This is a genomic window from Sphingobium sp., assembly GCF_035511395.1.
Taxonomy (GTDB): domain Bacteria; phylum Pseudomonadota; class Alphaproteobacteria; order Sphingomonadales; family Sphingomonadaceae; genus Sphingobium.
The window spans coordinates 1-14,462 of the sequence record NZ_DATKFP010000074.1; the positions used below are offsets into that span (position 1 = coordinate 1).

The 14,462-nt window shown below is 61.7% G+C and carries 10 protein-coding genes; 4 read left to right on the top strand and 6 right to left on the bottom strand.

Annotated features, from left to right (window positions below):
* The 4 genes from VMR39_RS04360 to VMR39_RS04375 all read right to left on the bottom strand — a co-directional run.
* A partial coding sequence (locus VMR39_RS04360; protein ID WP_325414723.1) for an NAD(P)/FAD-dependent oxidoreductase occupies window positions 1–312 on the bottom strand: 312 nt, incomplete at its 3' end.
* 137 nt (window positions 313–449) lie between these two features.
* Window positions 450–1,448, bottom strand: coding sequence for a M23 family metallopeptidase (locus tag VMR39_RS04365; RefSeq protein ID WP_325414725.1), 999 nt, complete (start codon window positions 1,446–1,448; stop codon window positions 450–452).
* 244 nt (window positions 1,449–1,692) lie between these two features.
* Window positions 1,693–3,912: a calcium-binding protein gene (locus tag VMR39_RS04370; protein WP_325414727.1), complete on the bottom strand. Its 2,220-nt coding sequence runs from the start codon at window positions 3,910–3,912 to the stop codon at window positions 1,693–1,695.
* 184 nt (window positions 3,913–4,096) lie between these two features.
* A complete protein-coding gene (locus VMR39_RS04375; protein WP_325414729.1) occupies window positions 4,097–5,434 on the bottom strand; it encodes a TolC family protein in 1,338 nt (445 codons plus the stop codon).
* Window positions 5,435–5,775: 341 nt separating this feature from the next.
* Between VMR39_RS04375 and VMR39_RS04380 the strand changes: the two genes are divergently transcribed.
* The 4 genes from VMR39_RS04380 to VMR39_RS04395 all read left to right on the top strand — a co-directional run bounded on the left by VMR39_RS04380 (window position 5,776) and on the right by VMR39_RS04395 (window position 11,216).
* The gene (locus tag VMR39_RS04380) at window positions 5,776–6,960 is read left to right on the top strand and encodes a PAS domain-containing protein (protein ID WP_325414731.1); all 1,185 of its coding nucleotides are present in this window, start codon (window positions 5,776–5,778) and stop codon (window positions 6,958–6,960) included.
* A 63-nt stretch (window positions 6,961–7,023) separates the two neighbouring features.
* Window positions 7,024–8,754 (top strand): type I secretion system permease/ATPase, encoded by a 1,731-nt coding sequence (locus VMR39_RS04385; RefSeq protein ID WP_325414733.1) that lies wholly within the window; start codon window positions 7,024–7,026, stop codon window positions 8,752–8,754.
* A 29-nt stretch (window positions 8,755–8,783) separates the two neighbouring features.
* On the top strand, window positions 8,784–10,130 hold the full coding sequence (locus VMR39_RS04390) for an HlyD family type I secretion periplasmic adaptor subunit (RefSeq protein WP_325414735.1): 1,347 nt from the start codon (window positions 8,784–8,786) through the stop codon (window positions 10,128–10,130).
* Between the two features lie 93 nt (window positions 10,131–10,223).
* On the top strand, window positions 10,224–11,216 hold the full coding sequence (locus VMR39_RS04395; protein WP_325414737.1) for a threonine/serine dehydratase: 993 nt from the start codon (window positions 10,224–10,226) through the stop codon (window positions 11,214–11,216).
* A 101-nt stretch (window positions 11,217–11,317) separates the two neighbouring features.
* Here VMR39_RS04395 and VMR39_RS04400 read toward each other — a convergent pair whose 3' ends face one another.
* On the bottom strand, window positions 11,318–12,238 hold the full coding sequence (locus VMR39_RS04400) for a response regulator (protein ID WP_325414739.1): 921 nt from the start codon (window positions 12,236–12,238) through the stop codon (window positions 11,318–11,320).
* On the bottom strand, window positions 12,235–14,462 hold a 2,228-nt coding region (locus tag VMR39_RS04405; RefSeq protein ID WP_325414741.1), incomplete at its 5' end, for an ATP-binding protein. The genes VMR39_RS04400 and VMR39_RS04405, both read right to left, overlap by 4 nt.

Genomic DNA, 14,462 nt, shown 5'->3' on the forward strand with positions numbered 1-14,462 from the left:
CGGCATGGCGATCTTGCCGGTCTTCGTCAGCATCCAGTGCTGATTGTCCGTCACCGGCACGTCGGCCAGCGAACAGCCCATCTCGCGCCATTCGGGGAAGAGTTCGTCCAGCGCCCTGGGATCGATCACCGCGCCCGACAGGATATGGGCGCCGATCTCCGACCCCTTCTCCAGAACGCACACCGCCAGTTCCTGTCCGGCATCGTTCGCAAGCTGCTTGCACCGGATTGCCGCTGACAGACCGGCCGGTCCACCGCCGACAATCACAATGTCATACGGCATCGAATCGCGGTTCTCGGCAATTTCGGACATGATTTTCTTCATCCAACTAAGGGCGTAGTCGTTGCAATTCCAGAGTTGGCGCCGCTGGGCAAATGCAAATTTGTTAAATTGCGAATTTATTTTGCGAAATGAGCGGCGATTTTTGGGGGCGTTCGCAATAGTTTCGTCTACCGGATTACAGCTTCCGAACGACCAGTGGCGACGATTGCCCCATCCCGAAGCAATTCGTAAGTCGCAATGTAGCGACCGGGCTTCCAGCCACCGGCCGGCGCACGACGGCCAGCATAGGAAAACCAGGACAAGTGCCCCTGATCCAGCGTTTTGCTCTGATCCAATATGCTGGTCTGATCCGGCCCTGTGATGCTGAAACGTTGGATGTCGCCGGACATTGATCCGAAAATATCCACCCAGGCGATGATCGGATCCGTCGGGGCGGATGAGCGAGCGGGATCCCCGCGTTCTCCGACCGAAGCCGGAGGAGCGACAGGCGATATGCCGATCGCAATGAGCGCCGTAGGGCGATATTGAAGCGCCTGCCTCGCACGACTGTTCCAGACATAGGTCGCGCCGGCTTGCCCCGGCTTGCAGTCCTGGGGGGCGGTCGGACCGGTAAACGGATCAATGCTTCGCTCCTGAAACCGCAGAGCAAAATGAAGATGGGGGAATTCGGCATTTCCAGACATGCCGATCAGGCCAAGCTTCTCGCCGACGCGAACCCGCTGGCCGGGCCTGACGCTCACGCTGCCCAGCCGCAAATGACTATATTGCGTCACCCAGCCATTGCCATGGTCGATGACGACGCCATTGCCGGCGTCGCGTCCGTTCAATTCCTTGCGGACCTTCACGCTGATGTCGGGTTCGGCATCGCGTACGCGCACGACCATGCCGTCGGCCGCTGCGATTACCGCCACGCCAGCGCGCATGTCCGCCATGGTGCGCAGTCGAAAGTCCACGCCATCATGGCCGTCAGTAGTCAGCACGCCGCAATGATAGTCGCGTCTCTCTGCGCTGGGGTCATGATCGAACAATTTCTGGACCAGGCACTGCCCGCCGATTTTGCAATCGACCGGGATGGACAGTGCGATGGGCGGGATGGAAGACGCGCGGACCGCGGCCGGGGGTATATGCAGGGCGAGCGGCGCCAAAATGATCCATGTCTGTACCATTATCAGCCTCACCGGAGTTGTCGATGAAATGGGAGGAGCAATGCTCCCGCAAAGATTATCCTGCCGTCAGGAATTATGCTGCCCGTGAACGAAAGAATGCCATTTCCACCCTGCTCCTGCGTCGACACGCAGAACGCAAGAAGGGGAGTGGACGGGGGACATCCACTCCCAAGTTTGCAGAGGTCCGTTGGGGTGATGATCCGCGATATTGGAACATCATTGGCCAACGAACATCGTTATTTCCTCAGACAAAGATCAGCATGTCGTACGTAGCGTTACCCTGGCTGTAGCTGTTCAGGGCGCTTACGCTGTCATAGAAGCCATTTTCAGCCAGTTCGGTGTTGAAGGAGTCCGCGCCTTGCCAGAAGTCTTCGACAAGGACAGAACCATTGGCACCGACGATCATGACGTCGAGCGCATCGCCATCGCCATCCCAGTCACCCGTGGTGACCGTCAGGTCGCTGTCGGGATCGAACCCGGCATCGACATCGTAACGAAGCGTGTCACGATTGGCCAGGCTGAAGTCCCGGTCGCCCACCGGCGATTCGATGGTGTCGTCACCATAGCCGGTGCTGACGGCTCGTTCATCATAGTGGAAGATGTCCTTGCCTGATCCGCCCGACAGCCTGTCATTGCCTTCGCCGCCGACGATCGTGTCATTGCCGGATTCGCCCTCGATATAATCGTTGCCGGTTCCGCCGAACATCGTATCGTCACCGGTGTCGCCGAACAAAGTGTCATTATCGGCACCGCCATCGACTCGGTCATTGCCTGCGCCGCCCTGGATGAAGTCGTCGCCGGCCTGACCATAAAGCGAGTCATTGCCGCCACCTGGTACACCGACACCGTCATAGCGGTCGTCACCGGAAATGAAGTCGCTTCCGTTGCCGCCATAGATGGTGTCATTGCCCAGATCGCCGGCGATATTGTCGTTGCCATCATCGCCGTACATTAGGTCGTTGCCGTTGTTGCCGTTCATCCAGTCGGCGCCAGCACCGCCATACATGGTGTCGGCGCCATTGCCGCCTGCCATGATATCATCACCGTCATTGCCGTAGAGGATATCGTCGCCGTCATTGCCATAGACGACATCGTTCCCAAGTCCACCGGATACCACGTCATAGCCATCATCGCCCGACAATGTGTCGTCGCCAGCATCGCCGTTGATGACGTCATTGCCTTCGTCGCCATTGACGGTATCATTGCCGTCACCGCCGTTGATGACGTCATTGTCGGTATAAATGTCATCCGGATCGGCCGGGTCGTCGAAGGTGTCGCCATTGCCGCGGATGACGTCGTCGCCCGTCCCACCATTCAGGGCGTCGTCACCGGTCTGGCCCCAGATGGTGTCATTGCCGTCATCGCCGTTGACAAGGTCGTTGCCGTCATTGCCGTTCAGAACATCGTCGCCGAGGCCACCACCAATGTCGTCATCATCGGCACCGCCCTGAACGAAGTCATTGCCAGCACCGCCGCGAATTACATCCTCGCCCGCATCGCCGTCGATTTCATCTTCGCCATCGTCACCATTGAGGGTGTCATTGCCTTCGCCGCCATCGATCTGGTCGTCATCGGCATTACCGGAAATGGTGTCGTCACCGGCGTCACCGAACAGCAGGTCATTGCCGCTTCCGCCAGTAATAACGTCGTTGCCGCCCTGGCCATAGGCCTGGTCGTTGCCTTGGCCGCCGTTGATGATGTCGGCATTGCCTTGTACGGTGTCATATTCACCATGGAGATTATAGGCATAGTCTGCGTCGCTCTCACGGCCGCCCACTGTGTTGGTGCCATTTCCTGTTCCCATATTGGCCGAAGTGGTCGCACCGAAACTGTGGCCATTGTCGCCAAACAGAATGTCGTCACCACCGTCTCCATTCACGACGTCCATGCCCATGCCGCCTTCGGCATAGTCACTGCCCGCGCCACCACTGATCGTGTCGTCGTCGGATTGGCCGAACAGATCGTCGTTGCCGTCGCCACCCGTGATCCTGTCATTCTCGCTGCCGCCGACGACCTTGTCGTCGCCATTGCCGCCGTTCAGCGTATCGGCGCCGGAGCCGCCATGAATGAAGTCGTTGCCGCCGCCGCCCCAGGCTGTGTCATTGCCCGAGCCACCAAGTAGCGTGTCATTGCCGTCACCGGCCTCGTTCCTGCCCGTGAAAGTGGCAGTGCCCGGGCCAGTCACCACGATGTTGGCATTGTCGCCGATGAGGACATCGTTGCCCGTGCCACCTTCGATACGGTCATTGCCTTTGCGGCCGACGATGGCGTCGTTGCCGGCGTCGCCATAAAGGTCATTATCCAGGTTATTACCGAACACGCGGTCATTTCCGCCGCCCGCGCGCGCATTGTAGGGAAGGGTGGCGGTGGACGTCACCGTCATCAGGTCGATGGTGTCGACCGCATTGGTTCCCAGAACTTGCGCGCGATTGGTCGCCGCCTTTGGTCCAGTTGGAGCTGCCATTTTCTGATCCTCTGCTGAATGCCCGGATGACAGGATGCCCCAAGGCTGCCCTCCCCCCCGGAATGACCGCGATCTGCCGTCATGAAGGCGACGCTATGGAAGGATGGCGGACGCCCATATCCCTGCCAGGGGACATCGGCAGGACAAAATCGAAATCATGTCCTCGGCCGGGGACATGGCGGCGTCAATTTCCTGTCTGGCTCTGTGGGCCGATGGCGGAGAGTGCGAGTTGTCCGATGGAATCGAGCAGATTTACGCGCGCAACAAACTCGTTTCGGACGGCGCGTTCCAGCGACACGCGCGCATTAAGCAGTTCATTTTGCGCATCGAGTACGTCCAATGTGGTCCGCGATCCGCCAATGGCTTCCTTGGCGACTCCATCGGCCGCCTGCTCGTTCGCCAGCACTGATTCCCGTGCAGCGTCGATTGTGGCGGCGGCCGCCTTCCACCGCGCCCAGGCGGCATTTACCTGGTCGACAACGGTGCGCTGGGTGAAGGCGACCTGCGCCATGCGTTGGCCATAGAGCGCCTTCGACCGCTTGATCTCGGCATATTCGCCCCCGCGCTGGAAGATTGGCACGCGAACCGACACGCCGGCGTAGGTTGCCGAACGGTCATCGGGTAGTCGACCAGTGATCAGATTGGTGACGCCGCCCGCCAGATATTCATAACCTGCAATGGCATCGACCTGGGGAGCCAGCGCACCCCTGGCAAAATCGATGCCCTCCTCGGCGGCTTCGGCCGCATTGCGTGCAGAAATCAGCCGCTGATTCCGCTGGAGGGCCGTGGCGACCGCATCGTCCAGCGTTGGCGGCAATGGGGCGAGTGGCGGCAATTCCGGGACATCGCCTGACGGTTGGCCGCTGACGGCCTCGAACGCGCTAGTGCTGACCTGCAAATCCTCGTCGGCGGACAGGATCCCCGCCCGCGACGTCGCGAGTCGGGCCTTGGCTTGGCTCTCGTCCGTCCGCGTCGCCTCGCCGAACTGCAATCGTCGGCTAGTGCCAGATAATTGTTGCGCGACCGCGTCATTCTGAAGCTGCGCATAATGGCGGATCTGCCTGTCCCGACGGACATCGGCGGCAGTCTGGAGTAGATCGAGCAGCACGCCGCTGACCGTGTCGTCCAGCGCCGCCTGTCCTGCTTCCAGTTCTTCCTTCGCGACCTGGATGGAATTCTTTGTCCGCAGTCCGTCATAGAGGCGCAGGCGGGCTTCCACATTACCTTGGGCTGCATCGAAATTATCGTCTCCCGGCCCACCATGGATGTTAAGCCGTCGGTGCTGATAGAGGCCATTGGCCTCCACACTCGGATAATAGCCGCTGCGCGCCGCCTTGACGCGCGCCTCCAGCACGCGAACCGCGCCCCGTTGCGTCTCGATTTCTGGATTGGTTTCGACCACCCGCGCCGCCAGCGCGGCCATGTCCATCGTTTGCGCATGGGCGGTCAACCCGATCGATGAAGCGCCGACCGCCATGGCGGCCAGCAGATAGCGAATCGTGCCCGATGATTTTCTCGTCATCAGCATGACTTCCTCCCCCAATTTTTCGGACAACATGTCCTAACAGAGAGGGATACCGCCGGAATTTACAAAGTGAACATACCCAAATGGGGATATCTTTCTGAGTAATGGACGTATCGTCATCGCAAATTATTACTTATGCGCATCAATTAACGATGGAGAGGAATCAAGTCAGGTCGCTGGCGTTGAGGCGTGTCAACATAACATAAGATCAACTTTATTGCGCCGCAACATAATCCACTTAACATTATGAAAAACAGCAATTTGGAAGAACTTGCTCCCCATCAGGCGGCGGCGTTCTTCCTGTGCACACAATAATATGATGTTTGGAGCAACATGCCGTGACCCTTTCAGATACATGCTCGGCTCGATCGGGCAGGCCTGTGGCGATCCAGCTGGAATCGGAACAGTTGTTGGCCGTTCACGCTGGGCCGCCCATCCTGCCGGGGCTCTTCTTCGACGCCGACCTTGGGTGGCGGGCCTTCCTTGCTGCCCATGGAGTCACTGGCGCAGTCATTTCCTACATACGTGACGGCTGTAATGCGGGACGCCAGGCTTTCCTCGTCGGCTTTGAGGCCGCGCGTACTGATCGCCCGCTTGCTCAGTCGCTGATCGGCTATGCCGAATATATCTGGCAGCAGGGGGCGGCTTCCAGCTTCTGGCAATCGCGCGTTTCGGAACAGACGCATGCGAACAGACAGAAGGGCGGCAATCAGGATGCGATGCGCCTGATCGAACCGTATGATCATCTGGCGGTAGCGCGTCATGTCGAACCCGAAGCCCGGATGCAGGCATTGTTCTTGCGCAGCACCGCAGAGGGCGCATTCAGCCCTGAATGTCGACTATCGCTCAGCCGCGTGCTGCCGTTGTTCATCCAGTCCGCGGGCGCTTTTGTCGCTGCCCGGCATGAGGAGCGCCGCGCCGCCCAGCTTGAAGCGATGTTCGACAAGGTCAGCATGGCGACGATGTTGGTCGACGCGAACGGCCGCCCGATCTTCTGCAACGACGCGGCACGCAAGCTGCTCGATGAACGCAAATGGCTGGTGCAGGGAAGCGATGGCCTCATCGGCTGCGCCAACCCCGCGTATTGCAAGCCTTTCCGCAATGCTGTGCGGAGCGTTGCGACAGTCGGGGATATCGTGCCGACCGACGCGGTTCTACGCCTCGATAACGAGGATGGTGAATGGCGTCTCGCCTTCATCGTCCCGGCCGTGTCCCGTTTTCGCGATGAAACGTCGCGCTGCGCCATGGTGCTGATCCATGCGCCAGCGCGCACCGATGCGTCAGCCGAACTGCTGAGTGCGCTGGGCTTGCTGCCGTCGGAACAGCGGTTCCTCAACAGCTTCCTGCGCGCCAACAGCCTGAGCGAGGCTGCGATGGACACCGGTGTGTCCGACGAAACCGCGCGCACTTATCTGAAGAGGGTGCGGGCCAAGCTGGGAGTGCATCGCCAGATGGATCTGGCGGGGCTGATTTCGAGGCTGGTGCCGCCGATCCGGCAACGGTCTCCCGCATCCGCACGATAGGAGCATATCATGGCGTCAGGCATGTTGCGTCGGAACGTCCAACGATTTCAACAGATTTCGGCGTTGAACGCCATTTTGAAGCCGCATAGCGGCCTGGCCGTCAGGCTGGTCATATTCAGTGGCATCATCAACCTGATGGCGTTGTCGATCTCGCTCTACATGATGCAGGTCTATGATCGAGTGCTGGGCAGTCAGAGCAAGGACACGCTCTATTTCCTCACGCTGGCGGTCATGTTTGCAATCATCCTCAGCGCCTGCCTCGAAGCGGTGCGGCAACAGGTCGCCAATCGGATCGGTACATGGTTCGCCCAGACGATGAGTCCCATATTGCTGGCCCGTTCGCTAGAACTGAGGCTGACCATGCCCAATATGCGACTGGAAGCGCTGCGGGAACTGAATCAGGTCAAGAATTTCCTGTCGACGCCGACTTTATTCAACGTCGTCGACATGTTGTGGGTGCCATTATACTTGGCCGTCATCTTCCTGCTCCACCCCCTTTTTGGTTTGATCGCGACCATCGGCGCCGCGGCCCTGTTCAGCCTGACCTATTTCAACGAGCGCGCGACCCGTTCGTCCATCCGCCATACCCAGTCGCTGGCGAGCGCCAATCTGGCCTATGCCGAAAGCCTTGTCCGCAATAGCGAGGTGATCGACGCCATGGGCATGTCCGATCGGACGATCGCCCATTGGTCGACCGGAATGATGGACGAAACGGACGCCGTCGATGAGACGCAGCAGCGGTCGATCAAGTTCGTGGCCGTCACCAAATTCGTGCGCAACGGCATCCAGGTGTTGCTGCTTGGCTGCGGCGCGTTGCTGATCCTCGACCTCCAGCTGACCGGTGGCGCGATGATCGCCGGGTCGATCATAGTCGCGCGCCTGCTGGCACCGATCGAGGCGTCGATGAGCTATTGGAAGCAACTTGTGCTGGCTCGCCACAGCTTCTCGCGCATTTCGCAACTATGCGATATTCCACGGGTGCGACCGTCGGAAATGACCTTGCCCCGGCCGAACGGCGCGATTTCCGTGTCGCGGCTGACCTTCGTCCCGCCGGGCATGAAGGGCGCGATCCTGCGTGGCGTGGATTTTCAGATCGCCCCCGGTACCTTGCTTGCCGTGGTGGGACCGTCGGCGTCAGGGAAGACGACGCTGTCTCGCATGATCGTCGGCGTGCTCAAGCCCAGCAGCGGTCATGTCCGGCTCGACGGTGCCGACACGTTCGAATGGAAGCGGTCGGATTTTGGCCAGCATGTCGGCTATCTGCCGCAGGATATCGAATTGCTTCCCGGCACGGTGCGCCAGAATATCGCCCGCTTCCGCGCCGATGCCTCGGACGAGCAGGTGGTTGCCGCCGCGAAGCTGGCGGACTGTCATGAGATGATCCTTCAATTGGAAAACGGCTATGACTGCATGCTCGGTGACCAGGCCCTGCAACTGTCGGGCGGACAGCGTCAGCGCATCGGCCTGGCCCGTGCCCTGTTCGGTATGCCCCGGCTCGTCGTGCTCGATGAACCCAATTCCAGCCTGGATACCAAGGGCGACGCGGCGCTCGCCTCGACGCTAGGCAAGCTCAAGACGCAGGGCATCACCACGATCGTCGTCTCGCACCGCGCCAATCTGCTGCGGCTTGCCGACAAGATATTGGTGATGATGGACGGACGGGTCACGAACTTCGGCAATGCACGGGACGTCATCGCGCAGCTGGGTGGAGAAAAGCCGCCGGCGCCCGCCAGGCGGATCGGTGGGACCGAAGCCGCCGCCGCCAACACCGCCCCGATGGTTCCGGAAAATTGAGGACAGGCGCCATGAATTTGCCCTTTTCCATGAATCGCAGAGACATCGACCGCGTGTTGCATGATGCGCACTGGCTGGCTGAGCCCAATGCGCCCCGCGTGGGAAAATCACTGCGTTTCGCCTATATCGCGCTGGCCGTCTTCGCCGTCATCTTTGGGCTTTGGGCGGTGCTTGCGCCGCTCCAGAGCGCCGCGATAGCGTCGGGTACGCTCCGCGCGGAAGGTGGTGGCCGCAAGACCGTGCAGCATCTTGAAGGCGGGATCATCCGCAAGATACTGGTGCGCGAGGGTCAGAAGGTGCGCGCCGGGCAGCCGCTGGTTCTGCTTGACGACACCCAGAGCGAAGCGCGCGAGACAGCGATGCAGACATCCTATTATGCCTTGCTTGCACAGGACGCGCGGCTGACGGCGGAACTGAACGGTGCCGGGGCCGTGGCCTATCCGCAGGAACTGTTGGACAAGCGCGGCGATCCGAACGTCCGTTCGATCATCGCTGCTTCCGACGCCGTATTCCGGACCCGCAAACGGGCTTTAGGAGATCAGATTTCCGTTTTGAACCAGCGTCTTGGGCAAGCGAATGCCGACATGGCGGGCGCCCGGTCGCAGGTCAGCGCTCTGGGCGACCAGAATGTCCTTCTGTCGGAGGAAATGAAGAGCGTCAGCGCACTCGTCAACGAGGGACTGGAACGCAAGTCCCGCCTCCTGGCGTTGCAGCGTCAGCAGGCCGCGACGGTGGGGCAGCAGGGCCAGTTGACCGGGAGCCTGGGTCGCATCCGGGACACGATCGGTGAAACGACAGCACAAATGTCCCTCATCAGGGGTCAACAGGCGACCGAAACCGCTGCCCAGCAGCGCGAGGTTCAGGTCAATCTGGCCGATGCACGCGAGCGGCTTGCGGTCAGTCGCGACATCAAGAAGCGCCAGCAGATCGTTGCGCCCGTCGACGGCACCGTCATGAACCTGCGGCTCGTCACGCCGGGTGGCGTCGTGGGGGCAGGGCAGCCGTTGCTCGACATCGTGCCCGACAAGGAAAAAATCATCGTGTCGGCGCGGCTCAAGGCCTATGATATCGACGTTGTCCACAATGAACTGCGGGCGGAGGTCAAGCTGACCCCCTACAAGGCGCGCGTGCTGCCGTTGCTGCATGGCGTTGTGCGCGACGTCAGCCCGGATGCGACGCTCGATGAAGCCAGCAATACGCTCTATTACAAGGTGGAAATCGAGATCGACGGATCGGAGATCAGGCATTTGAAGGATGTCAGGCTGGTGTCCGGTATGCCGGCGGAGGTATTCATCAGCCTGGGCAGCCGGTCGTTGTTCCAATATCTTTTCCAGCCGCTGTTCGACAGCTTCTACCGCGCCTTCCGCGAGCAATGATTTCGTGCCGGCATGGGGAAATCTCATGCCGGCGCACAGACTTCACGCGAAACGGGGTTCCCACCTTTCCGCACGATGTTCTAAGCTCGGTGCATGAGCCTGAACCTTGCCATCACGATCGACGACATAGTGGACGCAGCGCGCGTCATCGCGCCCGCTGCAGTGCGCACACCGCTTTTGGAAAATGCCGCGCTGAACGAACGATGCGGTCGACGTGTGCTGCTGAAGTTCGAGGGCGCACAGCATACCGGGTCGTTCAAGTTTCGCGGTGCCTATAACCGGCTGGCGCGGCTGGACGCGGCCGAAAGGGCGGCGGGTGTCGTCGCCTGGTCGTCCGGCAATCATGCGCAGGGCGTGGCAGCGGCGGCGCGGATGCTGGATATGCCCGCGACGATCGTGATGCCGGCCGACGCGCCCGCGATCAAGATCGCCAACACCCGCGCGCTGGGAGCGGAGGTCGTGCCCTATGACCGGCTCCGCGAAAGCCGCGAGGAGATCGCGACCGAACTGGCACGTACGCGCGGCGCGACGCTGGTGCCGTCGTTCGACGATCCCTTCATCATCGCCGGGCAGGGCACGGCCGGGCTGGAGATTATCGATCAGGCGGCGGATGCCGGCGCGGAACTGACGCAGCTTCTGGTCTGTTGCGGCGGCGGCGGGCTGACCGCCGGGATCGCCACGGCCGTCAGCGCGCGTGCGCCGCAGATCGACGTGCATACGGTCGAGCCGGCCCGCTTTGACGATACCGCGCGGTCGCTGCGCAGTGGCCGGCGCGAGACGGTCGATCCGGATGCCCGATCCATCTGCGACGCGCTGCTGGCGCCCAGTCCCGGCGCGCTGACCTTTCCCATCAACCATGCGCTGGTGAAGAGCGGCCTGGTCGTGACCGACGATCAGGTGCGCGACGCGATGCGCTTTGCCTTCTCGACGCTCAAGCTGGTGGTCGAGCCGGGCGGCGCCGTGGCGCTGGCGGCACTGCTCGCTGCCGGACTGGTGCCGGAGCGTGACGGCGCGATCGCCGTCGTCCTGTCGGGCAGCAATGTCGATCCGGCCGACTATGCCGCCATCATGAGCGCCAATAGCTGATCAGAGCGGTGAACTATTAGATTGAATCGTTCACGGCTCTTTTGTCTTTTGATTATCGCATTCTGCGAGCCGTCGGCTGTCCCAGCCGACTTCAGAATGCTCTAGTGAGCGATGACGCGTACGGCGAAAGCCGCTGCCGCCGCGCGCGTTTCCACCCCCAGCTTCTCGAAAATCTGTTCCAGATGCTTGTTCACGGTGCGTGGGCTAATGGCGAGGATTTCGCTGATGACCCGATTGGGCTTGCCATAGCTGATCCACAGCAGCACCTCCGCCTCTCGCTGGGTCAGGCCGAAATGGCTTTGCAGGCGGCCGATGTCGGCCTGCGGGTCGATATGGTTGAGGCGGATCAGGATTTCGTCGCGGCGGGGGCGGCCGACGATGATGAGTTCCACCGTATCGCCCGCGCCGCAGTCCGCCTTGGCCGTGGCGCCGGCGGACAGGTCTTCGCCCAGCAGCCGTCCCACTGCGTTGCGCAGCAGGACGGGCGGAACGGCCTCGCCACGCGACCAGGCCGGCTCCAGCGCTTCCATCAGTTTTTCCGCACCCGGCGTGCTCCAACTGAGCTGCCCGCCTGACGTCACCGCGATCAGATTGCGCCCCGTCGCGTCGAGCGCATATTGCCCGTCCTGCGTCTGGCGCGCATTGGCCATGTGAACCCGTACCCGCGCCAGCAATTCCTCGACCACGATGGGTTTCCGGACATAATCGACGCCGCCGGCCTCCAGAGCATGGACGACATGCTCGCTGTCGGTCAGGCCGGTCATGAAGACGATCGGGATGGGCGCGCCGGTCGGCAACTGCTTAATCGCGCGGGTCGTTTCGAACCCGTCGAGGCCGGGCATGACTGCGTCCATCAGGATCAGGTCGGGAGCAACATGCACCAGCAGTTCCAGTGCGGCGTCGCCGCTGGTGGCGATCAGGACGGAGATGTTCGCCGCCTCCAGCGTGTCGGTCAGGAAACGGAGCGATTCCGGCGTGTCGTCGACGACGAGCACGGTGTCTTTGTGGGAAGTCGTGGTCATCGGGCGGCCCTTATGGTTCTGATCAATCCTTTGAGGTCGAAACGGTCGAGATGATTGAGCAGGCGGCGGGTCAGCAGTCCGGCATCGGGTGCAGCCTCCTCCAGCGCGCGGATGCTGGCCTCAATGCCGCGGACATGGCCGATGATCGCTTTCTGCTCGATATCGGCCAGGATAGGCCCGGCCTCGTCCGGCAGCGGCGGCAGGGCGTCATCCTCGTTCGCCGCCGGGGACAGGGGCGGGGCGTCGCCGGTCCAGCGAACGTGCAACTGGTCGGCGATCGTATCGAGCAGCGCGTCGAGGTCGACCGGCTTCATCAGGAACATGTCGTGCGCGGCCTGTCCGTCTCCGCCGCGATGATATTCGTGCGCGTTGGCGGACACCATCACGATCCGCACAGCGCCGCCCAGCCTCTCGCGCAGCACGCGGCAGATGTCCCAACCCGATTCGCCCGGCATGGAGATATCGAGCAGGACGATGTCGGGTGCTTCGCGCGTTGCGATCTCCAGCCCGGTTTGGCCATTCAGTGCTTCGAAAACGGTGAAGTCGAGCGGTTCCAGCAGCCCGCGCAGCACGGCCACCTGGGCCGCGTCGTCGTCGATCAGCAAGACCTTGCGCCGCTGCCCTTCATAGCCCCTGATCCGGTCGACCGGCTGGCCGTCGACAGCCTGTCCCGCGACATGGCCCAGCATCAGCCGTACGGTGAATTGTGTGCCACCCCTTGCCGAATTGCTCTCCGGTTCGCTGACGACGGACAGGTCGCCGCCCAATATCTGGACCAGCGCCTGGGTGATGGCGAGGCCGAGGCCCACGCCTTTCTGCTTCTGCGCATCCGGATTGGAGCCGCGTTCGAACGGATCGAAGATGCGCTTCAGGTCATCGGCCGCAATGCCGAGGCCGGTGTCGATGATGTCGAACGTTGCCATCTGGCTCCGGTATCGAACCCGGAAGGTGACGGAGCCGCTGCGGGTGAACTTGACCGCATTGGACAGCAGGTTGATCAGGATCTGGCGCAGGCGCTTCTGGTCCGTCCGCACGAAATCGGGCAATTTTTCCGGCCGTTCGTAAAGAAATTCGATTCCCTTGGCCTGCGCCTGCGGGCGGAACATGTTGGCGATCTGGTCGACGAAGGGCGACAGGCGCACCGTTTCGCTGCTGATGCGCAGCACGCCGCTTTCGACCTGGCTGATGTCCATCAGCCCTTCGACCAGGTTGGTCAGATGTTCGGCGCTGCGGCGGATGATCTTGGCAGCCTCGACCGGGGCGATCTCATGGCCGCGTTCCATCAACTGGGCATAGCCGTAGATGCTGTTGAGAGGTGATCGTATCTCATGACTCACGCTGACAAGGTAGCGACTCTTGGCCGCATTGGCGGCCTCGGCCGCTTCCTTGGCGCGCTGCAACTCGGCGCCGGTCACGTCATGGGCGATCACCTCCTCCATCAGACGCTGCACATGATGTTCGCTTTCCTGCATCGCCGTCCGACGGCTCTGGTGAGCCAGCACGATCATCCAGGCTATCACGCCGCCGAACAGGGAGAAGAGCAGGAACAGGCCCAGCATCAGGCTTCCGGTCTGGGCGGCGATAGTGGGCGCGCGTCGCGCCACTTGCCACCCGATCCCGCCCAGCACTGCGCCGTTGGCAAGGGTGATGACAGTCATCACCGCGATGAAATGGCCGACGGGTGTATGAACATGGTTCGCCACCGCACGCGGCAGCAGTCGTTCCAGCCAGCGGGCCGCCTGCTGCGTGGCGCGGCTGTCGCTCTTGCACCGATCGTGGCAACGCGCCTCCAGCGTGCAGCAGAGCGAGCAGATCGGTGCGGCATACATGGGGCAATGCGCCATGTCGGCATGTTGGAAGCTGTTCTCGCAGATGATGCAGCTTTGAGTGCTGCTGCCTTCGGGCCAGTGCGATCGGCGGGCGATATAATAGCGGCCCTGGGTTACGAGAGCTATGATCGGCGCGCTGGTGAAGGCGACGGCCATGCCGATGACGGGTGCGAACGCCTGTGCCACCGCCCCCAGCAGACCGAGATGTGCCGATCCCGACACCAAAATGGACAATAGCATGGCGCCGATGCCGACCGGATTGATGTCGAACAGGTGCGCGCGCTTGAACTCGATGCCGGCGGGCGAGAGCCGCAGCGGCTTGGAGATCATAAGGTCGGCCGCCAACGCCCCGATCCAGCCCGCCGCGACCGTGGCGTAAAGGATCAGGATCGCCT